General features: G+C 53.0%; 22 protein-coding genes. 13 read left to right on the forward strand and 9 right to left on the reverse strand.

All coding sequences use genetic code 11. The features are described 5' to 3' along the window. The first annotated feature begins 317 nt into the window (after positions 1-317). The 6 genes from folE to mglC all read left to right on the forward strand — a co-directional run bounded on the left by folE (position 318) and on the right by mglC (position 7,492). Entirely contained in the window at positions 318-986 is a 669-nt protein-coding gene (folE, locus tag OLG56_RS07810) for a GTP cyclohydrolase I FolE (RefSeq protein WP_001139611.1), read from the forward strand. Positions 987-1,000: 14 nt separating this feature from the next. Further along, entirely contained in the window at positions 1,001-2,143 is a 1,143-nt protein-coding gene (gene yeiB, locus OLG56_RS07815) for a DUF418 domain-containing protein YeiB (protein WP_001612136.1), read from the forward strand. A 149-nt stretch (positions 2,144-2,292) separates the two neighbouring features. Further along, on the forward strand, positions 2,293-3,315 hold the full coding sequence (galS, locus tag OLG56_RS07820; RefSeq protein WP_000628634.1) for an HTH-type transcriptional regulator GalS: 1,023 nt from the start codon (positions 2,293-2,295) through the stop codon (positions 3,313-3,315). 498 nt (positions 3,316-3,813) lie between these two features. Next, entirely contained in the window at positions 3,814-4,812 is a 999-nt protein-coding gene (gene mglB / locus OLG56_RS07825; RefSeq protein ID WP_001036937.1) for a galactose/glucose ABC transporter substrate-binding protein MglB, read from the forward strand. A 133-nt stretch (positions 4,813-4,945) separates the two neighbouring features. Next, the gene (gene mglA / locus OLG56_RS07830; protein WP_000535914.1) at positions 4,946-6,466 is read left to right on the forward strand and encodes a galactose/methyl galactoside ABC transporter ATP-binding protein MglA; all 1,521 of its coding nucleotides are present in this window, start codon (positions 4,946-4,948) and stop codon (positions 6,464-6,466) included. 15 nt (positions 6,467-6,481) lie between these two features. After that, complete coding sequence (mglC, locus tag OLG56_RS07835; protein WP_001275101.1) at positions 6,482-7,492, forward strand: galactose/methyl galactoside ABC transporter permease MglC; 1,011 nt, start codon at positions 6,482-6,484, stop codon at positions 7,490-7,492. A gap of 74 nt (positions 7,493-7,566) precedes the next feature. Here the strand turns inward: mglC and preA are convergent, their stop codons facing one another. From preA to OLG56_RS07875, 8 genes are all read right to left on the reverse strand, one after another. Continuing rightward, positions 7,567-8,802, reverse strand: a complete 1,236-nt coding sequence (preA, locus tag OLG56_RS07840; RefSeq protein ID WP_000956092.1) for an NAD-dependent dihydropyrimidine dehydrogenase subunit PreA — start codon at positions 8,800-8,802, stop codon at positions 7,567-7,569. Continuing rightward, entirely contained in the window at positions 8,796-10,037 is a 1,242-nt protein-coding gene (locus tag OLG56_RS07845) for an NAD(P)-dependent oxidoreductase (RefSeq protein WP_001136398.1), read from the reverse strand. The genes preA and OLG56_RS07845 overlap by 7 nt, the downstream gene beginning before the upstream one ends. A gap of 204 nt (positions 10,038-10,241) precedes the next feature. After that, positions 10,242-10,487: a DUF2542 family protein gene (locus tag OLG56_RS07850; RefSeq protein ID WP_000605187.1), complete on the reverse strand. Its 246-nt coding sequence runs from the start codon at positions 10,485-10,487 to the stop codon at positions 10,242-10,244. Continuing rightward, positions 10,484-11,203, reverse strand: a complete 720-nt coding sequence (gene sanA / locus OLG56_RS07855) for an outer membrane permeability protein SanA (protein ID WP_000920081.1) — start codon at positions 11,201-11,203, stop codon at positions 10,484-10,486. Before sanA ends, OLG56_RS07850 begins: the two co-directional genes overlap by 4 nt. Before the next feature lie 176 nt (positions 11,204-11,379). Further along, a complete protein-coding gene (gene cdd, locus OLG56_RS07860; RefSeq protein ID WP_000553526.1) occupies positions 11,380-12,264 on the reverse strand; it encodes a cytidine deaminase in 885 nt (294 codons plus the stop codon). A gap of 153 nt (positions 12,265-12,417) precedes the next feature. Next, the gene (locus OLG56_RS07865; RefSeq protein WP_000989296.1) at positions 12,418-13,113 is read right to left on the reverse strand and encodes a CidB/LrgB family autolysis modulator; all 696 of its coding nucleotides are present in this window, start codon (positions 13,111-13,113) and stop codon (positions 12,418-12,420) included. Next, complete coding sequence (locus OLG56_RS07870; protein ID WP_000045719.1) at positions 13,110-13,508, reverse strand: CidA/LrgA family protein; 399 nt, start codon at positions 13,506-13,508, stop codon at positions 13,110-13,112. The genes OLG56_RS07865 and OLG56_RS07870 overlap by 4 nt, the downstream gene beginning before the upstream one ends. 131 nt (positions 13,509-13,639) lie before the next feature. Continuing rightward, complete coding sequence (locus OLG56_RS07875) at positions 13,640-14,548, reverse strand: LysR substrate-binding domain-containing protein (RefSeq protein ID WP_000024658.1); 909 nt, start codon at positions 14,546-14,548, stop codon at positions 13,640-13,642. 125 nt (positions 14,549-14,673) lie between these two features. Here OLG56_RS07875 and mhbT point away from each other — a divergent pair, with 125 nt between their 5' ends. From mhbT to dusC, 6 genes are all read left to right on the forward strand, one after another. After that, the gene (gene mhbT, locus OLG56_RS07880) at positions 14,674-16,032 is read left to right on the forward strand and encodes a 3-hydroxybenzoate transporter MhbT (protein ID WP_000194217.1); all 1,359 of its coding nucleotides are present in this window, start codon (positions 14,674-14,676) and stop codon (positions 16,030-16,032) included. Positions 16,033-16,043: 11 nt separating this feature from the next. Then, positions 16,044-17,081: a gentisate 1,2-dioxygenase gene (gene gtdA / locus OLG56_RS07885; protein ID WP_001289857.1), complete on the forward strand. Its 1,038-nt coding sequence runs from the start codon at positions 16,044-16,046 to the stop codon at positions 17,079-17,081. A 15-nt stretch (positions 17,082-17,096) separates the two neighbouring features. After that, positions 17,097-17,798, forward strand: a complete 702-nt coding sequence (locus OLG56_RS07890; protein ID WP_000170621.1) for a fumarylacetoacetate hydrolase family protein — start codon at positions 17,097-17,099, stop codon at positions 17,796-17,798. Between the two features lie 8 nt (positions 17,799-17,806). Beyond that, a complete protein-coding gene (maiA, locus tag OLG56_RS07895) occupies positions 17,807-18,451 on the forward strand; it encodes a maleylacetoacetate isomerase (RefSeq protein WP_000781183.1) in 645 nt (214 codons plus the stop codon). Between the two features lie 14 nt (positions 18,452-18,465). After that, positions 18,466-19,659, forward strand: coding sequence for a 3-hydroxybenzoate 6-monooxygenase (locus OLG56_RS07900; protein WP_000150103.1), 1,194 nt, complete (start codon positions 18,466-18,468; stop codon positions 19,657-19,659). 108 nt (positions 19,660-19,767) lie between these two features. Then, positions 19,768-20,706 carry a tRNA dihydrouridine(16) synthase DusC gene (dusC, locus tag OLG56_RS07905; protein WP_023212310.1) on the forward strand — a complete coding sequence of 313 codons (939 nt, stop codon included), beginning with the start codon at positions 19,768-19,770 and terminating at the stop codon, positions 20,704-20,706. 57 nt (positions 20,707-20,763) lie between these two features. Here dusC and yohP read toward each other — a convergent pair whose 3' ends face one another. After that, positions 20,764-20,847, reverse strand: a complete 84-nt coding sequence (gene yohP / locus OLG56_RS22185) for a small membrane protein YohP (protein WP_000698460.1) — start codon at positions 20,845-20,847, stop codon at positions 20,764-20,766. Positions 20,848-21,164: 317 nt separating this feature from the next. On the opposite strand from yohP, the gene mdtQ reads away from it, so the two are divergent. Then, positions 21,165-22,601 carry a multidrug resistance outer membrane protein MdtQ gene (mdtQ, locus tag OLG56_RS07915; RefSeq protein WP_001081464.1) on the forward strand — a complete coding sequence of 479 codons (1,437 nt, stop codon included), beginning with the start codon at positions 21,165-21,167 and terminating at the stop codon, positions 22,599-22,601. Positions 22,602-22,634 lie beyond the last annotated feature (33 nt).

The raw sequence follows: 22,634 nt of genomic DNA on the forward strand, positions 1-22,634 counted from the left end.
TTTATAGTGAACCTGATAAGGTATGCAGATTCTTCATAATACAGATTATTCACCGCGTTGTGAGTAACTTTCACTTCCGTAATACATAAACATGCTTCATCATTTAAATAACGTTGCGTTAACAAATATGCCCTTTGTCCTGCCAGCATTCTCGCACCGGAAAAGATGTCATGAAAGGCAGCGACAATTTCAACAATTATGGGCGTGAATACTGGATTATGTGCGCTACCTCACGCACAATAATCACACTGTCACAATATTGACAAACTTTGCCCCATGCAGGGCAGAGGCGCCACACCTGCAGGAGAACACGATTAATGCCATCACTCAGTAAAGAAGCGGCCCTGGTTCATGACGCGCTGGTTGCCCGGGGGCTGGAAACGCCGCTGCGCCCGCCTATGGATGAACTGGATAATGAAACGCGAAAAAGCCTTATCGCAGGGCATATGACTGAGATTATGCAGTTGCTGAATCTCGATTTGAGCGATGACAGTCTGATGGAAACGCCGCATCGTATCGCTAAGATGTACGTTGACGAGATTTTCGCCGGCCTCGACTACGCCAATTTCCCGAAAATTACCCTCATTGAAAATAAAATGAAGGTGGATGAAATGGTCACCGTCCGCGATATCACGCTGACCAGCACCTGTGAACATCACTTCGTGACCATTGATGGCAAAGCGACCGTCGCGTATATCCCCAAAGATTCCGTGATCGGCCTGTCGAAAATTAACCGTATCGTGCAATTCTTCGCCCAGCGTCCGCAGGTTCAGGAACGTTTGACCCAACAAATTCTGACGGCGCTGCAAACCTTGCTCGGCACCAATAATGTAGCGGTATCGATTGATGCGGTGCATTACTGCGTGAAAGCGCGCGGTATTCGTGACGCAACCAGCGCCACGACGACGACATCGCTGGGCGGATTGTTTAAGTCCAGCCAGAATACGCGCCAGGAGTTTCTGCGTGCCGTTCGCCATCATCCATGATTAAGGCGGAGACGATGGAGCGTAATGTCACGCTGGATTTTGTACGTGGCGTCGCCATCCTCGGTATCCTGCTTCTTAACATTAGCGCCTTTGGATTGCCGAAGGCGGCTTATCTCAATCCCGCCTGGTACGGCGCGATCGTTCCCGAAGACGCCTGGTCCTGGGCGATTCTCGATATTGTGGCGCAGGCTAAGTTTCTTACGCTGTTCGCGTTGTTGTTTGGCGCGGGGCTACAAATGCTGCTTCCGCGTGGTAAACAGTGGATTCAGTCGCGCTTAACGCTATTGGTACTGTTAGGTTTTATCCATGCGTTATTCTTTTGGGACGGCGACATTCTGCTGGCCTACGGTCTGGTCGGGTTAATTTGCTGGCGACTGGTACGCGACGCGCCTTCGGTAAAAAGCCTGTTCAATACCGGCATACTCCTTTATCTGGTCGGGATTGGCGTGCTACTGCTGCTGGGCGTGGTATCGAGTAGCGAAACCAGCCGCGCCTGGACGCCGGATGCGTCGGCAATATTGTATGAAAAATACTGGAAGCTGAACGGCGGCATGGAGGCTATCAGCAACCGGGCAGAGATGCTGTCGAATAGTTTACTGGCGCTCGGCGCGCAGTATGGCTGGCAACTGGCGGGTATGATGCTGCTGGGCGCCGCGCTAATGCGTAGCGGCTGGCTGAAAGGTCAGTACAGTCTGCGGCACTATCGCCGTACCGGGATTCTGCTGGTGGCGTTAGGGCTAATGATCAACCTGCCTGCGGTCATCTTACAATGGCGGCTGGACTGGGCGTACCGCTGGTGCGCCTTCTTATTGCAGGCGCCGCGCGAACTGAGCGCGCCGTTGCAAACGCTGGGCTATGCCGCGCTGATGTTTGGCTTCTGGCCGCAGCTTAGCCGATGCAGACTGACGCTTGCCATTGCCTGCGTAGGGCGAATGGCGCTGACCAATTATCTGCTGCAGACGATCATCTGTACCACACTGTTTTATCAGTTTGGCTTATTTATGAAATTCAATCGACTGGAACTCTTGTTCTTTGTCGTTCCGGTATGGGCAATAAACCTTCTCTTTTCCGTCATCTGGCTACGTTTCTGGCGACAGGGACCGGTCGAGTGGTTATGGCGTCAACTCACGTTGCGCGCGTCAGGATCGCTCAGATAACGATCTGGATCACATTCATTAACAAAATGGCTGTAACCGTTTCCATCCCTGTGATGTTTCTCACGCAGCCCTGGGCAGGGTGCTGACAAAATAGCCGCCTGCTAACGGGGCATTTGTGAGCATTTTTGAACTCAAACAGGGCAGTGAATATGATCACCATTCGTGATGTAGCGCGCCAGGCTGGCGTGTCTGTAGCGACCGTTTCCCGCGTACTGAATAACAGCGCGTTGGTCAGTCCCGACACCCGTGACGCCGTTATGCAGGCCGTCACCCTGCTGGGATATCGGCCAAATGCGAATGCGCAAGCGCTGGCCACCCAGGTGAGCGATACCATCGGTGTCGTGGTCATGGATGTTTCCGATGCCTTTTTCGGCGCTCTGGTGAAAGCCGTAGATCTGGTCGCGCAGCAGCACCAGAAATATGTTCTCATTGGCAACAGTTATCATGAGGCGGAAAAAGAGCGTCATGCGATTGAAGTCTTGATCCGTCAGCGTTGTAACGCATTGATTGTTCACTCAAAAGCCTTAACCGATCGCGAGCTGAGCGACTTTATGGATCAGATCCCTGGTATGGTGCTGATTAACCGTATCGTGCCGGGTTATGCGCACCGTTGTGTCTGTCTCGACAATGTGAGCGGTGCCAGAATGGCGACCCGAATGTTGCTGAATAATGGACATCAACGCATCGGCTACCTGGCCTCCAGCCACCGTATTGAAGATGACGCGATGCGCAGAGAAGGGTGGTTACACGCGCTGCAAGAGCAGGGGGTTGCTGCGTCGGAGAGCTGGATTGGCACCGGCACGCCGGATATGCAGGGCGGCGAGTCGGCAATGGTTGAGTTGCTGGGACGCAATCTGCAACTGACGGCGGTATTTGCCTATAACGATAACATGGCGGCGGGCGCGCTGACGGCGTTAAAAGATAACGGCATCGCCATTCCCTTGCATCTGTCTGTCATCGGTTTCGATGATATCCCTATTGCTCGTTATACCGATCCTCAGCTGACTACCGTGCGCTATCCTATTGCTTCTATGGCGAAAATCGCGACCGAGCTGGCGTTACAGGGGGCCGCAGGCACCCTGGATATCACGGCGACGCACTGCTTCATGCCGACACTGGTGCGGCGCCATTCGGTGGCGTGGCGACAGAATGCGGTACTGATCACTAACTGATTACGCACCGCATGTAACCGTTTTCAATCTGTGAGTAAATTCACAGTTTATTAACATTGTGATAGCTATGATGACAACGTTTGTCGCACTGTAACTAATGTGTAACAGTTAGTTGTCAGTTTTGCTGGGGTATTTCGCTTATAAAAACCGTTAACACAATATCCCGCGACTACCGGACAAAAATAAAGAGTTGAATAAGAGCCTATCCCATTAGGGCTATTTTACTTGCCATTTTGGACCTGGGCAGTGCTCGCCAAAACGCGTTAGCGTTTTGAACGCCGCTAGCGGCGGCCCGAAGGGCGAGCGTAGCGAGTCAAACCTCACGTACTACGTGTACGCTCCGGTTTTTGCGCGCTGTCCGTGTCCAAACTGGCTGCGCCAATAACGCCTGGTGGGATAGGCTCTAAATACGCTTCGGCGTTCAGTAACACGCGTTAACGTGCTGAACAGCCGGGCATTTTTTTACGCTATACCCTACATAATAAAACCGGAGCTACCATGAATAAGAAGGTACTGACCCTTTCTGCCGTGATGGCAAGTCTGTTATTCGGCGCGCACGCGCACGCGGCTGATACTCGTATTGGCGTGACGATTTATAAATATGACGATAACTTTATGTCCGTGGTGCGTAAGGCTATTGAAAAAGATGGCAAATCCGCGCCGGATGTTCAGCTACTGATGAATGACTCGCAAAACGATCAGTCCAAACAGAATGATCAAATTGACGTTTTATTGGCGAAAGGGGTTAAAGCTCTGGCGATTAACCTGGTCGACCCGGCAGCCGCCGGTACGGTGATTGAGAAAGCGCGCGGGCAAAATGTGCCGGTGGTGTTCTTTAACAAAGAGCCTTCCCGCAAAGCGCTGGACAGCTATGACAAGGCGTATTATGTCGGGACTGACTCTAAAGAATCCGGTGTGATTCAGGGCGACTTGATTGCCAAACACTGGCAGGCGAATCAGGGTTGGGATCTGAATAAAGACGGTAAAATTCAGTATGTTCTGCTGAAAGGCGAGCCGGGGCACCCGGATGCGGAAGCCCGTACGACGTATGTGGTGAAAGAGTTAAATGCTAAAGGTATTCAGACCGAGCAACTGGCGTTAGACACCGCCATGTGGGATACCGCGCAGGCAAAAGATAAGATGGATGCCTGGCTGTCTGGCCCGAACGCTAACAAGATTGAAGTGGTTATCGCGAATAACGATGCGATGGCGATGGGCGCGGTAGAGGCGCTGAAAGCGCATAATAAATCGTCGATTCCGGTCTTTGGCGTCGATGCGTTACCGGAAGCTTTGGCGCTGGTGAAATCGGGCGCGATGGCCGGTACGGTACTGAATGACGCCAACAATCAGGCGAAAGCGACATTCGATCTGGCGAAAAACCTCGCCGAAGGCAAGGGCGCGGCTGACGGCACCAACTGGAAGATTGAGAATAAAATCGTGCGCGTGCCTTATGTCGGCGTGGACAAAGACAATCTGAGCGAATTTACCCAAAAATAACTTTTCCGTCTGTGGGCGCAATTTTGTTGCGCCCTGAAACCGTGGAAGGGTGACGCGCCGCGGACCGGATAACGTATTTCTTTTGCCATCCGGCGCGGATAGTCATAATTAAAAAGGCCGACAGGGTATCATTATGGGCAGCACGATCTCTCCGTCGTCGGGTGAATATTTGTTGGAAATGCGTGGCATTAACAAATCATTTCCCGGCGTGAAAGCGCTTGATAATGTCAACTTAAACGTTCGTCCGCACTCTATTCATGCATTAATGGGCGAAAACGGCGCAGGCAAATCAACATTATTAAAATGTCTTTTCGGTATTTATCAAAAAGATTCCGGCAGCATTGTATTTCAGGGGAAAGAAGTGGACTTCCATTCGGCGAAAGAAGCGCTGGAGAATGGGATTTCGATGGTACACCAGGAGTTAAACCTGGTATTACAACGTTCGGTCATGGATAACATGTGGCTGGGGCGTTATCCCACCAAAGGTATGTTTGTCGACCAGGATAAAATGTACCAGGATACCAAAGCGATATTTGATGAGCTGGATATCGATATTGACCCGCGCGCGCGCGTGGGAACGTTATCCGTTTCGCAAATGCAGATGATCGAAATTGCGAAGGCGTTTTCCTATAACGCTAAGATCGTTATTATGGATGAACCGACCTCATCGTTAACTGAGAAAGAGGTTAATCATCTGTTCACCATTATTCGCAAGCTGAAAGAACGCGGCTGCGGTATTGTTTATATCTCGCATAAAATGGAAGAAATTTTTCAATTGTGCGATGAAATTACTATTTTGCGCGACGGTCAGTGGATTGCCACCCAGCCGCTGGAAGGGCTGGATATGGATAAGATCATTGCGATGATGGTCGGGCGATCCCTGAACCAGCGCTTCCCGGATAAAGAAAATAAGCCGGGCGACGTGATTCTGGAGGTACGTAACCTGACCTCGCTGCGCCAGCCTTCCATTCGCGATGTCTCCTTTGATTTGCACAAGGGCGAAATTCTGGGCATTGCCGGCCTGGTTGGGGCAAAGCGTACCGATATCGTCGAAACGCTGTTTGGCATTCGTGAGAAGTCGTCCGGGACAATCACTTTACATGGCAAGAAAATTAATAATCACACTGCGAACGAAGCGATTAACCACGGTTTTGCGCTGGTGACGGAAGAACGTCGTTCCACCGGAATTTACGCCTATCTGGATATCGGATTTAACTCATTAATTTCGAATATCCGTAATTATAAAAATAAAGTGGGGTTATTGGATAATTCCCGGATGAAAAGCGACACCCAATGGGTCATTGACTCCATGCGGGTAAAAACGCCGGGGCATCGCACGCAAATTGGTTCGCTTTCCGGCGGCAATCAGCAAAAGGTGATCATTGGTCGTTGGCTATTAACGCAGCCGGAAATATTAATGCTGGATGAACCGACCCGTGGCATTGATGTCGGCGCAAAGTTTGAAATTTATCAGCTTATTGCGGAACTGGCGAAAAAAGGCAAGGGGATCATCATTATCTCTTCTGAAATGCCGGAGCTGTTAGGGATTACCGATCGTATCCTGGTGATGAGTAACGGTCTCGTTTCCGGCATTGTCGATACTAAAACAACAACGCAAAACGAAATTTTGCGTCTTGCTTCTTTGCACCTTTAAGATCAGGGGCTCCTTATGAGTGCGTTAAACAAGAAAAGCTTTTTGACCTGGCTGAAAGAGGGCGGAATTTACGTCGTTCTTTTAGTGTTGCTGGCGATTATTATTTTCCAGGACCCGACTTTTTTAAGTTTGCTGAATTTAAGTAATATTCTGACGCAATCTTCGGTACGTATTATTATCGCGCTGGGCGTGGCGGGACTCATCGTCACCCAGGGGACAGACCTGTCGGCGGGGCGTCAGGTAGGGCTGGCGGCGGTCGTGGCGGCCACATTACTGCAATCAATGGAAAACGCCAATAAAGTGTTTCCGGAAATGGCGACCATGCCGATTGCGCTGGTCATCCTGATTGTCTGCGCGATTGGCGCGGTGATTGGCCTGGTGAACGGCATCATTATTGCTTACCTGAACGTGACACCGTTTATTACCACGCTTGGCACGATGATTATCGTTTATGGGATCAACTCCCTTTACTATGACTTTGTCGGCGCTTCGCCCATTTCCGGCTTTGACAGCGGCTTTTCCACCTTTGCGCAGGGCTTTGTGGCGATGGGCAGTTTCCGGCTCTCCTACATCACTTTTTACGCCCTGATTGCGGTAGCGTTTGTCTGGGTGCTGTGGAATAAGACCCGTTTTGGTAAAAACATTTTTGCTATTGGCGGCAACCCGGAAGCGGCAAAAGTTTCTGGAGTAAACGTGGCGCTGAACCTGCTGATGATTTATGCGCTCTCCGGCGTGTTTTATGCCTTCGGCGGCTTACTGGAAGCAGGGCGTATTGGTTCTGCCACCAACAACCTCGGCTTTATGTATGAACTGGATGCGATTGCCGCGTGCGTTGTCGGGGGCGTATCGTTTAGCGGCGGAGTGGGTACGGTCTTCGGCGTGGTGACCGGCGTCATTATCTTTACCGTCATCAACTACGGCCTGACCTATATCGGGGTAAACCCGTACTGGCAGTACATTATCAAAGGCGGCATTATCATTTTCGCCGTGGCGCTGGACTCGCTGAAATACGCGCGTAAGAAGTAGTTTTCCAGACCTGTTGCCTTGCTTATCAGATAACCCGGCGCAGCGAAACTGCGCGCCGGGCTTCATACCGCGAGCTACAGCGTTAACGCGTGCTCTTTTTCGCCTTTTTTAAATTTGACCTCGCCTAAATCAATACAGGCGACCGGGCAGACATGACCGCACAGCAGACAACCGACGCATTTTTCCGTATTGCAATGCGGCGTGCGGCTGTGTTCATCCCACTCCATCGCCTGATGGCCGCCGTCATAGCAGGAGATATAGCAACGTCCGCAGCCGACGCATTTCTCCTGATTAATCCGCGGATAGACGATATAGCTGCGATCCAGGTCTTCCGCCGGGATAATATTGCCATTCGCCAGCCCGATCATCTCCTGTAATGAGGCAAATCCCTGATCGGCCAGATAGTGGCTGAGGCCGCTCGCCATATCTTCTACAATGCGGTAACCGTATTGCATAATGGCTGTCGTCACCTGTAGGGTCGCCGCGCCCAGCAGCAGAAATTCGGCAGCGTCTTCCCAGGTTTCAATGCCGCCGATACCGCTAATCGGGAAATCGCGCAGTTCAGGGTGCATTCGCAACTGCTGGATAAAACGCAGCGCAATGGGTTTCACCGCTTTTCCTGAATAACCGGAGATGCTGGATTTACCGTTAACCACCGGCATCCCGATTTTGCGGTTCAGGTCGATGTTAGTAATGGATTTCACGGTGTTGATGGTGGCGATACCGTCGGCTCCGCCGCGTTTGGCGGCCAGCGCGACTTCGCACATATCGCCAATATTCGGCGTCATTTTCGCCAGCATTGGCAAAGATGAACCGTGTTTTACGGCGCGACAGTATTTTTCAACCAGCTCCGGGCTTTGCCCTACATCGCTTCCCATGGCGTGCGAGGTCATCTGCGGGCAAGAGAAGTTACACTCAATCATATCTGCGCCGGCTTCTTCAACCAGACGCGCCAGTTCCTGCCACTGCTGCTCATTTTCCCCCATGATGGAAGCAATCAGCACCTTATCCGGATAATCCTGTTTTAGCCGTCGAATGGCGGCCAGATTCTCTTCCAGCGGATGTTCAGCAATTTGCTCCATGTTTTTGAAACCAATAAAACCGGTATCTTCTTTCGTCAGGTGATCAAAACGTGGAGAGACTTCGTTGGCAATAAAAAAACCAATGGTTTTAAAAACGATCCCGCCCCAGCCGGTATCATAGGCTTTGGCGCACATCTCATAACAGTTGCCTACCGGAGAAGAAGAAAGACAAAACGGATTGGGAAACTTAACGCCGCAAAAGGTAACAGACAAATCTTTTGTTAACATGAGCAGGCCTCCTCTAAATAATGATGAATAGCCTGAGCGGCTTCTTTTCCGGTTTTTACCGCATAAACGACGGTCTTATCGCCTTTAACAATATCGCCAGCGGCAAAGATCGCCGGGTCGTCGGTTTGATAATTGTGCGTGTCGATAATATTATGCTGCGCTTTTATCTCCGCAAAGGTATCCAGTCGCGCGTGCTGCCCCACGGCCAAAATAATATTTTCCGCTTCCAGCGTCAGTTCTCCTGAGTGGCGTACATGGTGGAAGGTCACTTTATTTCCGCTGACGGCGACAGGCGTAAAACCATCAATAATCGATACGCCTAATGCCTGCGTGCTGGTAAATTCTTTTTCGCTGGCGGGGAATTCGGCTAATTCTTCCCGCGCCACGCAGGTGACGGAAGGACAGCCGAGAATTTTTAACGTACTGGCGACATCCATCGCTACGTCGCCGCCGCCAATAATTAATGCGCTACGCGGAACGCTAATATCGCCGTCGGCCTGACGGGCGCGCTGTAAAAAATCAACGGCAATCTCTACGTGACTGGCTTGCTCAAATAACGGTAAATCAGATCCATAGGACATCCCGATGGTCATCAGCACGGCGCGATATTCGGCTTTGAGTTGCGCAAGCGATAGCGACCCGCCCACGTCACAATTACATTTAATATTGACGCCCATTTCTACAATGCGGGCAATTTCCTGATCGAGTACGCTTTGCGGCAGACGAAATGCCGGGATGCCGTGACGCAGCCATCCGCCGGGCTGCGGCTGTTTTTCGTAAATGGTGACGTCATAGCCTAAATGCGTTAGCGTCACGCTTGCCTGCAAACCTGCCGGACCCGCGCCAATAATCGCGACTTTCCCGCGTGTTTTACTCCCGGGCTGATAAATCTGCATGGCAGTCTGCTGTTCAAAATCGGTAATAAAACGTTGCAGGCGTGCAATATCAATAGGTTTATCTATTCCGGAACGTGTACATCCGCGCTGGCACAATTTTTCCGTCGGACAGACTCTGGCGCAGACGGCGCCAAGCGCGTTATTTTCCCGGATAGTTTCCGCTGCGCCTTTAAAATTGCGAAAGTAAATAGAACGAATAAATTTCCCCGGATCGGTTTGCGCCGGGCAAGCCTGACTACAGGGCGCATCGTGACATAATAAACAACGGGAAGCCTCTTTTATTGCCAGTAATGGCGTAAAACCAGGCGTGAGTTCATCCAGATAATTTTGTTGCGGCATATAATCTTCCTTAATGCTTGAATAAATTAAGGCGAAACGCAAATAACGCGTTTTAATGATCCAAAATCTACCGCCAGCCTAAGCATTGAAAGAAGGGTATTCTGTGAAAGAATTCACAAAAAAATGAAACCAGAATGCAAAACAGCATTTGTTCCTTATATCATAATAATAACTATTCTCAATTTTAAAGGAGTAATAAATAGATTAACGATAAAAAAGAAGATAAATAATCATTCCAGTAAATAAAAAACCGCAACCGGTATAAAGAAAAAGATAAGACCAATATTGTACGGGATCGGCATGGCGATAAACATAAACCGGTTTTCGCGCATTTTTGACAACTTTATCTACCGCGCCGGTTCGCCAGCCTTTCCAGGCCTCACGGAAGCAAAAAAGCGGGAGTAGCAGAAAGGCTAATATGACAAATATCGTCTGTACATCCATGATCATTTCCCTTTTTTCTTTTCCAGTTCAAGCAATTGTTCCGGCGTAACGGCCGGATACCCCTGGGCGTCATTCGGCACCTGATGCTGCGTGGGAATAGGTACCAGCGGGCCTAAAAAACGCGGTTCGCGTTTAAAAATATAGAGATCCGCCAGCGCGCTAAAGCGGGCGCCAAATTCGCGCAGGCGCACTGTCAGCATATTTTTGGGCGAAGGTACCGCGTAACACTGCGCCTGAATGCCCATATGCAACGCAATAAACAAGGCGCGTTCGCAGTGGAAGCGCTGAGTGATGATAATAAAGTCGTTGGTATCAAACACTTTGCGGGTACGCACAATGGAGTCAAGCGTACGGAAGCCAGCGTAATCAAGCACAATGTCCGCAGGATCGACGCCCGCCGCGATAAGGTCTTTGCGCATGGTCATCGGTTCGTTATAGCTTTGCAGGGCATTGTCGCCGCTGAGCAGCAGGTAATTGACTTTACCGCTATTGTAAGCGTTTAACGCGCCCTGGATACGATAACGATAGTACTGATTAATGACACCCTTGCGATAGTATTTGGCTGTCCCTAACACGACGCCAACCTGGCGGTAGGGGAGATCCTGTAGCTCGTCATAGATATAGGGCGCTGTTTTCCAGCTCATCCACCGATCGAGGCCAAGCACCGTCAACAGCAGCAAGCCTACCAGGACCAACAGGCTGTAAAACACGCGCTTTAACATGCAGGAAACTCGATACCAGGATGAAAGTACGATCAGGCTACTGTACCCGAAGACGTAGCGCAAGAAACCGCCGTCTGATTGCGGAGATTTTCAGCATGATTTCCCTTGTATCGGGTCGCGGGAGAGGAGAGTCAGGCCGGATAAGACGCCAGGGCGTCGCTATCCGGCACATTTGCTTAGCCGAGAAGCACGCGGTCAATATTATGGCAACCTAACGCTTTCAGCGTTGCGGCGGTGGCATCCCATTGAATTAATGCCGCATCGCCTTTTTCCGCCAGAATCGCGCGCTGAATATCCGCATAGTCATAGCCATTGAGACTCAGCAGGTTTAGCGCGCCTTGCAGTGGGGGAAGCGTAGGGTTAAAGGCGGCGTTTTCCGCATAGCTGCCGGTGAAAATACGGCCATCTTTACATTCCAGCGCCACGCCGCTCGGTGAGTGGCTATAAGGCATATGGCTCTTATTGGCTGCCGTAATCGCCGCTTGCGTTAGCGTATCGCCCGTTAACGTAAAGCCATGATCCTGCTCGTCCATCAGCAGCGTTTTGATCTCCAGATCTTTTGGCCCGAAAGCGTCAGGCAGATAATCGCGTAACGTATGCGGCGCGCGGCCCGGCAGATGAATGCGCAGATCCAGACCGCTGTTCAGCTCGTTCATAAACTGGCGACAGTGGCCGCAAGGCGTGTAGTTAACGGTGACGGCGGCGAGCCCTTTTTCGCCGCGTAGCCAGGCATGGCTAATCGCGCTTTGTTCAGCATGCACAGTTTGTTGCATGGTGGCGCCCAGGAACTCCATATTCGCGCCGAAATACCAGTTGCCGCTGACGCCGCGCGCAATCGCGCCGACGTTAAAATGGGACAAATCGGTACGGGCGCAGGCCGCCGCCAGAGGTAACAGTGCGAAAGCCAGCGCGTCTTCGTCCAGTCCCGCCGTATTTTTAAGCGTCGAGACCTGCTCTGCGGTTAGCATGGCGGGAAAATGGTGGTCCGCCAGGATAGGGGCCAGCGCTGATTGCAAATTATCCGCAAGCTGGGCAAAAGCAGTTTGAAAACGTGGATGCATGGCGTTGCCTCATAACAATGTAATGGAACCGTAGTTTACGGGCCTGCTATGTCTTAATATGTGATCTAAATCTCATTGCTTATGCAACTTGTGAAACTTAAATGAAAAATGCGCGACGTATCGCAAATTTTAACCCGGTCTTTTGTCCCGTCGTTAGCGCATTACCGCCAGAATGAGCGGAAACAAAAAGGGCGCTACCAGCGAGGTAATAATGCCGCAGATCACCAGCGCCAGGGAGCTAAACGCGCCTTCCTGGTAATCCAGCTCGGCGCAGCGCGCAGTACCGAGCGCATGTGAGGCGGTCCCCATTGCCAGCCCGCGTGCGGCCTTAGTACGGATGTGCATCGCGTTTAACAGCGTGTGGCCAAACACCGCGCCCAGAATACCGACAAAAATTACGCATACCGCGCTGATCGCAGGGATGCCGCCGATGCTGCCGCCCACCGCCATCGCGATAGGCGTAGTCACGGATTTAGGCAGTACCGATGCCGCGATTTCAGGCGTTGCGCCCATCAGCAAGGCAACGGATGTCCCGGTAATCATCGCTACCAGACTGCCGACAAAACAGATGCTAATAATGGATTTCCAACGCGCGCGAATCTGGTGCAACTGTTCATAAAGGGGATAGGCCAGCGCCACCACCGCCGGTTGCAGCAGATCGTTAAGTACTTCGCTGCCTTTGAAGTAGTGCTCGTAGGGAATACCGGTCAGCAACAGAAAAGGAATAATGACTACCATTGCCACCAGCAGCGGATTCAGCAACGGCATTTTAAAATGCGCCGCCAGTCTGCGGGCGGCGAAAAATACCGCCAGCGTCAGCGGTAACGACCACCAGATATATGTCATCATTTTTTCGTTCCCTTCTGCCCAACCACTTTACGCTCACCGTGTATCAGATGTGAACTCCAGCTTACGACCACAAAAACGACCAGCGTACTGATAGCGCAAGAGACCACCACCGGGCCGAATTGCGCGCGCAGTAAGTCAAAATATTGCATGACCCCAACGCCAATCGGCACAAACAGCAACGCCATATAACGAATCAGCACATAACAGCCGGGGTTAACCCACTTTGCCGGCAGAATTTGCAGCGCCAGCAACACAAACAGAATTAACATCCCGATAATGCTGCCGGGAATAGTGATAGGAAGCAGTGATGCAAGAAAAATGCCTGCGTACAAACAGGCATAAATCAATACAAAAGCGCGTATATATTGCCAGATAATATTCAGTGACTTACTCATGTTTAAAGCCCTTGATGAGATGGATTCATCATACAATTAAACGTTAAAACGTGCTACCGATCACATCATGAATTCTTAGCATAGTGGGTATAGACAGCAGGAACATCGGGCAATGCCCCTGGTCGGCGGCGTTAAACCTGGGCTAAAAAATACAAAAAGCGACTCAGGGCCAAAGACGGCGTCTCATTCTTACGCCAGAACATCCCTACGCTGCCTTTTTGCTCAATTTTTGGCAAGTTTAAAATCGCCAGTTGCCCCTGGCTGGCATAGCGTTGCGCCAGCCGTAAAGAAAGAATAGAGATCATATCGCTGCTTTGCAGCAAATTGGTGCTGACGTTCATTGACGCCGATTCAATAGTGTTTTCCGGGAGCATGACGCCGTTATCGACGAGGGCGTTATCAATACTGATGCGAATAGGGGTGCCGGTTGGCCAGACTATCCACCGCCAGTGCGCCAGATCGCTCCAGGCGATCTGCGCTCGCGCGGCCAGCGGATGGTGCGGACGCGCCACAAAGCAGACCGGTTCGGTATAAAGTACCTGATAATTAAGCGGCAGTTGCAGGGCGCGGCCGCCGACACGCCCTACCACCACATCCACCTGACCGGCAAGCAAATCGTGCAGCAGCGGCGTCATTACCTTCTCTTCAATATTCAGATGCAGCGTCGGCATTTCGTTAAGCAGGCTCAGAATCGCCTGTGATACGCAGTCAGTCGCCACGGGCGAACAGCCGATCTTCAGGCTGCCAACCAGGCCGCCCTGCTTGAAACGGGCGATTTCATACTGTGAACGCTCCAGATCGTTAATTAGGCGCTGGGCGTGCTGGAGCAGTAATTTACCGCCTTCCGAGGGCCGTAGCCCTTTACTGTGGCGCTCAAAAAGCGTGATGCCTATCTCATCTTCGAGTTGAGATAACCACTTCGATAGCGCCGGCTGGGAGATATTCATCATCCGGGCGACGTGCGTCAGGTTGCCCTGTTCGCCCAGCGCAACCAGCGTTTGCAGGTGATGTAATTTCAATTTCTGCGCCCAGTTCGCCATTCGCTATAACCTCCAGGTTATGTCTCTGCCTGAAAAGCCATTGTACATTTTATCGCTCACTCTACAAACTCGTAACATAGCAAACATAAAAACAACATCTATCTCCCTGCACTGAGGCATTAGCTATGACTCAACGACGTGATCTACAAGCCCTTATTGATGCCGCGCCCGTCGGCAAAATGCAGTGGCGCGTTATCATCTGCTGTTTTCTGGTGGTTATGCTCGATGGTTTCGACACCGCCGCGATTGGCTTCATCGCCCCGGATATTCGTACCCACTGGCAGCTAAGCGCCAGCGAACTTGCGCCGCTGTTTGGCGCAGGGCTGCTGGGGCTTACGGCCGGCGCGCTGCTATGCGGGCCGCTGGCGGATCGCTTTGGCCGCAAGCGGGTCATTGAGCTTTGCGTGGCGCTATTCGGCGCATTGAGCCTGCTTTCCGCTTTCTCGCCGGATATAGAAACCCTGGTGTTGCTGCGCTTCTTAACCGGTCTGGGACTGGGTGGAGCGATGCCGAATACCATCACCATGACGTCGGAATACCTTCCCGCTCGTCGACGCGGAGCGCTGGTCACGCTGATGTTCTGCGGTTTTACCCTGGGGTCGGCGATGGGTGGGATTGTGAGCGCGCAACTGGTGCCGCTGATTGGCTGGCACGGAATTCTGGCGCTAGGCGGCATCTTGCCTTTGATGCTGTTTTTCGGCCTGTTGTTCGCGCTGCCGGAATCTCCCCGCTGGCAGGTACGTCGCCAACTACCGCAAGCCGTTGTCGCCCGGACGGTCAGCGCCATTACCGGCGAGCGCTATCACGATACGCACTTCTTTCTGCATGAGACGGCAGCCGTCGCCAAAGGCAGTATTCGCCAGCTTTTTGCCGGGCGACAGCTTGTCATTACCCTGATGTTATGGGTGGTGTTCTTTATGAGCCTGCTCATTATCTATCTGCTTTCCAGCTGGATGCCGACGTTACTTAACCATCGCGGTATTGATCTGCAACAGGCGTCGTGGGTGACTGCCGCATTCCAGGTTGGCGGCACGCTTGGCGCGCTGTTACTCGGCGTGTTGATGGACCGGCTTAACCCGTTCCGGGTACTGGCGGTGAGCTATGCGCTGGGCGCGGTTTGCATTGTCATGATAGGCCTGAGCGAAAACGGCCTTTGGCTGATGGCGCTGGCGATTTTTGGTACCGGCATCGGTATTAGCGGTTCCCAGGTAGGGCTGAATGCTCTGACGGCGACGCTGTACCCCACCCAAAGCCGGGCGACGGGCGTGAGCTGGTCGAACGCCATTGGACGCTGCGGGGCGATTGTCGGTTCGCTCTCCGGCGGCATGATGATGGCCCTCAATTTCTCTTTCGATACGTTGTTTTTTGTCATTGCTATTCCGGCGGCTATCAGCGCGGTAATGCTTACCCTGCTGACGGTGGTTGTCCGCCTTTCGATTTCTGTACCTGACGACCTGCCGCGTGCCAGCGTCGTAAACGAATAAGGAGAATCTCCATGTCTGAAATAAATCAGAACGTAAAAGATAGCCGTCAGCAGTATTACCAGCATATTTCCGGGCAGAATCTGACGCCGCTGTGGGAATCGTTACATCACCTGGTACCGCAGACGCCAAACGCCAACTGCGCGCCGGCCTACTGGAATTATCAGGAAATTCGTCCGCTACTGATGGAAAGCGGCAATGTCATTGGCGCGAAAGAGGCGATCCGCCGGGTGCTGGTGCTGGAAAATCCGGCATTGCGCGGTCAGTCGTCGATCACGGCGACCTTATATGCTGGTTTACAGCTGATCCTGCCCGGCGAAGTCGCGCCGAGTCATCGCCATAACCAGTCGGCGCTGCGTTTTATCGTCGAAGGTAAAGGCGCATTTACCGCGGTGGACGGCGAGCGCACGCCAATGCATACCGGCGATTTTATCCTGACGCCGCAGTGGCGCTGGCACGATCATGGTAATCCGGGGTCAGAGCCGGTGGTATGGCTGGATGGTCTGGATCTGCCGTTAGTCAACCTCCTGGGCTGTGGGTTTGCGGAAGACTATCCCGAAGATCAGCAGCCGGTAACGCGAAAAGAGGGCGATTATCTGCCGCGCTATGCAGCGAATATGCTGCCGCTGCGCCACCAGCGCGGGAATTCGTCGCCGATTTTCAACTACCGTTACGACCGCAGTCGCGAGGCGCTGCACGATCTGACCCGTATGGGCGATCCGGATGAGTGGGAAGGTTACAAGCTGCGTTACGTTAATCCCGTCACCGGCGGTTATCCGATGCCGTCAATGGGCGCGTTCCTGCAACTGCTGCCAAAAGGCTTTGCCTCGCGTGTGGCGCGGAGCACCGACAGCACTATCTACCACGTCGTTGAAGGGGCAGGGCAGGTCACTATCGGCAACGAAACTTTTCATTTTTCCGCAAAAGACATTTTTGTGGCGCCGACCTGGCATGAGGTGTCGTTTCGCAGCAGTGAAGACACGGTGTTATTCAGCTTTTCGGACAAGCCGGTTCAGGAAGCCCTGGGGCTGTTCCGCGAAGCACGTTATTAATTAGGGAGAGAGAACATGACCAAATATGTATTCCAGCCGCAGGCCCCGGTGACAGTACCAGTGGCGGGTAGTGATGAGCAGTTTCCGGTACGTCGCGTTTACTGCGTGGGTCGCAACTATGCCGCCCATGCCCGTGAAATGGGCTTTGATCCCGATCGCGAACCGCCGTTCTTCTTTTGTAAACCAGCGGACGCTGTCGTCCCGGTAGCGGCGGGGGATACCCTGGAACTGCCGTATCCGGCGCAGACCGATAACTACCATTATGAAATTGAGCTGGTGGTGGCGATTGGTAAAAAGGGGAGCGATATCCCGCTGGAAAAAGCCCATGAATATGTCTGGGGATACGCCACCGGTCTGGACATGACGCGTCGCGATCGTCAGATGGAAATGCGTCAGATGGGACGCCCGTGGGAAATTGGCAAAGCGTTCGATCTCTCCGCGCCCATTGCGCCATTACACAAAGCCGCTGAAACGCATAATGTGGATAACGCCCCTATTTGGCTACAGGTTAACGGCGAAGACCATCAGCGCAGCGATATTCGTCATCTGATTTGGTCGGTGAATGAAACCATCAGCTATTTGTCCGGCTTCTTTGAATTGCAGCCAGGCGATTTGATTTTCACCGGTACGCCAGAGGGGGTGGGCGCAGTGGTGAAAGGGGATGTCATCACCGGGAACGTAGAAGGTCTGACGCCGATTGCTGTGAAAATTGTCTGAGGTGAACGATGAAGCTGTACAGTTTCTTTAATAGTTCGGCGTCTTATCGTGTACGTATTGCGCTGGCGTTAAAGGGGATTGATTACCAGACGGTGGGCGTCAATATTCGTATCGGCCAGCAGAATGCGCTGGCCTACCGACGGATGAATCCGGTAGGCCTGGTGCCGACGCTGGTCACTGATGACGGCGAATCGTTGGGGCAATCACTGGCCATCGTCGACTGGCTGGACCGACATTTTCCGCAAACGCCGCTGCTGCCGACGAGCGACCCGGCGCGCAGCCAGGCGCTGGAAATTGTCTACGCTATCGCCTGCGATATACACCCAATCAATAACATGCGCGTGTTGCGCTACCTGACCGATGAGCTGAAGGTTAGCGAAGAGGATAAAAAACGCTGGTACGCCCACTGGATACAGCAAGGGTTAAGCGCGGTAGAGCAGCTATTGCGTAAAAGTCAGTCCGGACGATTCTGCGTGGGCGACGCGCCAGGCCTTGCGGACTGCTGCCTGATTCCGCAGTGGGCGAATGCGCTCAGGATGGGCTGCGATTTATCAGGCTATCCGCGCTGTAAAGCCGTTTATGACGCCTGCGTACAGCTACCGGCGTTTATTGCCGCCGCGCCGGAAAATCAACAAGATAAAATCCCGGCCTGAAAAGGAGAATGACCATGACTCACGTGACAAGCGCAATTATTGTAGGTGGCGGAATCGGCGGCGCGGCGACCGCGCTGTCGCTGGCGCGCCAGGGAATAAAAGTCATGCTGTTGGAAAAAGCGCACGAAATTGGCGAGATTGGCGCGGGTATTCAGCTTGGGCCGAACGCTTTTTCGGCGCTGGATAGTCTCGGTGTGGGCGATGTTGCCCGCCAGCGTGCGGTGTTTACCGATCACATTACCATGATGGATGCCGTGAATGCCGAAGAAGTGGTATGCATTGAAACCGGACAGGCGTTCCGCGACCATTTTGGCGGGCCGTATGCGGTAATTCACCGGGTAGATATTCATGCAACGGTATGGGAAGCGGTGCTGACGCACCCTGGCGTGGAGTATCGTACCTCGACCCATATTGTCGATATCCGCCAGACGCCGGATGACGTTACGGTGTTTGATGAGCAGGGAAATAGCTGGACGGCGGATATTCTCGTGGGCTGCGACGGCGTTAAATCGGTCGTGCGGCAAAGTTTACTCGGCGATGCGCCGCGCGTAACGGGGCATGTAGTTTATCGGGCGGTGATTGATTGCGACGATATGCCGGACGATTTACGTATTAACGCACCGGTGCTGTGGGCAGGCCCGCATTGTCACCTGGTCCATTATCCGCTGCGCGGAGGCCAACAGTACAATCTGGTGGTGACATTCCACAGCCGCCAGCAAGAAGAGTGGGGCGTGAAAGACGGCAGTAAAGAAGAGGTGCTCTCTTATTTTGCCGGTATTCATCCCCGCCCGCGCCAGATGCTGGATAAGCCGACCTCCTGGCGCCGCTGGTCGACCGCCGATCGCGAGCCGGTCGCGAAATGGGGAACCGAGCGTATCACTCTGGTGGGCGACGCCGCGCATCCGGTGGCGCAATATATGGCCCAGGGGGCCTGTATGGCGCTGGAAGACGCCGTCACGCTGGGCAAAGCGCTGGAACGCTGCGACGGCGACGCGCAGCAGGCATTTGCGCTGTATGAGTCGGTGCGTATTCCCCGCACGGCGCGTATCGTCTGGTCTACCCGCGAGATGGGGCGTCTCTATCACGCCGCCGGGGTGGAGCGTCAGGTACGTAATCTGTTGTGGAAAGGAAAATCGCAGGAGGCGTTTTATCGCGGTATCGAATGGCTGTACGGCTGGAAAGAAGATAACTGTCTTGAGCCGCGTTGAGCGCTTTACGTGACGTAGCGTGGCGTTTGCGCCGCCACCCGGCAAAAAGTTTTGCTCATCGCAGAGAGGCGTTATGATAGCGCCTCTTTTTTTGCTGTGGATACCGATATGCGTGTTTTACTGGCGCCGATGGAAGGCGTGCTCGACGCGTTAGTGCGCGAGCTGCTGACCGAAGTGAATGATTACGATCTCTGCATCACCGAATTTGTGCGCGTGGTGGATCAGCTGCTGCCGGTAAAAGTGTTTCATCGCATCTGCCCGGAGTTGCATCACGCCAGCCGCACGCCGTCCGGCACGCCGGTGCGTATTCAGCTTCTGGGCCAGCACCCGCAGTGGCTGGCGGAAAACGCCGCGCGGGCGACGGCGTTGGGATCGTATGGCGTGGACCTGAACTGCGGCTGTCCGTCAAAAGTGGTGAACGGCAGCGGCGGCGGCGCGACATTGCTCAAAGATCCCGAACTCATCTATCAGGGCGCGAAAGCGATGCGGGCCGCGGTACCGTCGCATCTGCCGGTGACGGTAAAAGTGCGTCTCGGCTGGGATAGCGGCGATAGAAAATTTGAAATCGCCGATGCGGTGCAGCATGCCGGCGCCAGTGAACTGGTGGTGCATGGCCGTACCAAAGCGCAGGGCTACCGCGCCGAGCATATCGACTGGCAGGCGATCGGCGAAATACGCCAGCGTCTGACTATTCCGGTTATCGCGAATGGCGAAATCTGGGACTGGCAGAGCGCGCAGGCATGTATGGCGGCCAGCGGCTGCGATGCGGTGATGATTGGCCGTGGGGCGTTAAATATTCCTAACCTGAGCCGGGTGGTGAAGTATAACGAACCGCGTATGCCGTGGCCGGAAGTGGTAACGTTATTACAAAAATATACCCGACTGGAAAAGCAGGGCGATACCGGTTTATACCATGTCGCGCGTATTAAACAGTGGTTGGGATATTTACGTAAGGAATATATTGAGGCGACGGAACTCTTTCAGTCGATTCGGGCGTTAAACCGTTCGTCCGAGATTGCGCGGGCGATTCAGGCTATTAAAATCTAATCTCTACAGCGTCCAGAACGTGTGCCGGACAGATACTATCGCTGCCCGGCGCAGGAATCAGAAAATCATCTTAAACACGCCCGTTACCACCAACAGCCCAATCAGAAAAATAATTAAGATTGCCCATAGAAGAATTTTCATTGTTTGTCCCTTTATTGGTAAATACAAACAAAGTATAGGAAAGTATTAAGCCATCTGCTGCTTTGTTGGGCACGGCGACGTTTAACTCATGAAGGCTGCTGGCGCGTATTGCAGCAAAATCGTTCATTTATTAACGGGTTAATGGGACTTTACATTGAATCATTACATCAAAAAATGTATCAGATGAAATTATTTGCTAATCATATAAATTTCAAAATATGTCTTTTGTTGTCTGATGATGTATTGCCACGCGTAACTAAAAAATAGATCGTCGTAAGACGTACTCTCTGCGCACCTTTTTTTATCAGAACACCTCCATGAATCGTAATTCTTTCCTTGCCGCGACAGCGAGCTTACCGCTTTTTATTTTGCTGGCGGGCTGCGCCCCAATGCACGATACCCGCCAGTCGCTGACCCAGCAGACGCCCTCTTCTCATGTTGATTCCAGCCTGCCGGCGGCATTGAAAAACGGTTGGCCGGATAGCCAGTGGTGGAAGGCGTATCACGATACGCAGCTTGACGCGCTGATTGATAATGCCATACAGCATTCGCCGGATATGCAGGTGGCTGAACAGCGTATTCAACTGGCGGAAGCGCAGGCGAAAGCGGTTGAGGCGCAGGACGGCCCGCAGCTCGACTTTTCTGCCGACATTGAGCGCCAGCGAATGTCCGCAGAAGGACTGATGGGGCCATTCGCGATTACCGACCCCGCGGCGGGAACGACCGGGCCGTGGTATACCAACGGTACATTCGGCCTGACGGCGGGCTGGGATCTGGATTTATGGGGGAAAAACCGCGCTGAAGTTACTGCGCGGATCGGGGCGGTCAAAGCGCGCGAAGCGGAGCAGGAGCAGACCCGACAATTGCTGGCAAGCGGCGTGGCGCGACTCTACTGGGAGTGGCAAACACAGGCAGCGCTGAAAAATGTGCTGATGCAAATCGAGCATGAGCAGCAAAACGTGGTGACGGTAAACCGGGAGCTGTATCAACACGGCATTACTTCTTCTGTTGAAGGGGTCGAGACCGATATCGACGCCAGCAAAACCCAGCAGCAGCTGAATGACGTTAACGGTAAAATGAAGGTGATTGAAGCGCGGCTCAGCGCGTTAACCAATACGCAATCGGCGGCGCTCAAGCTGCGTCAGGTGAGTCTCCCCGCCGTTGAAAGCCAGTTACCGTCGCAACTGGGGTATTCGTTGCTGGCGCGCCGGGCGGATCTACAGGCCGCGCACTGGTACATTGAATCCTCGTTGAGCAGCATTGACGCCGCGAAGGCCGCGTTTTATCCCGATATCAATCTGATGGCTTTTTTACAGCAGGATGCGTTACATCTGAGCGATCTGTTCCGCCATTCCGCACAGCAATATGGCATTACCGGCGGGCTGACGCTGCCGATTTTCGACAGCGGCAGGCTGAATGCCAACCTCGATATCGCCAAAGCGCAAAGCAACCTTTCTATCGCCAACTACAACAAAGCGGTGGTAGATGCGGTTAATGATGTGGCGCGCGCCGCCAGTCAGGTAGAGACGCTGGCGCAGAAAAACCAGCATCAGCAGCAGATTGAGCATGATGCGCAGCGTGTGGTCGGTCTGGCGCAAGCGCGCTTTAATGCCGGCATTATTGCGGGTTCCCGCGTGAGCGAGGCCAAAATCCCGGCACTGCGCGAGCAGTGTAACGGCTTGCTGTTGCAGGGCCAGTGGCTGGATGCTTCTATTCAGCTTACCAGCGCGCTGGGCGGCGGTTATCATTCCTGATTTTTCCGAATGATTCAGACAGGGTTCCTATAC

The sequence above is a fragment of the Salmonella sp. 2018103 genome (assembly GCF_026247685.1).
Lineage (GTDB): Bacteria > Pseudomonadota > Gammaproteobacteria > Enterobacterales > Enterobacteriaceae > Salmonella > Salmonella enterica.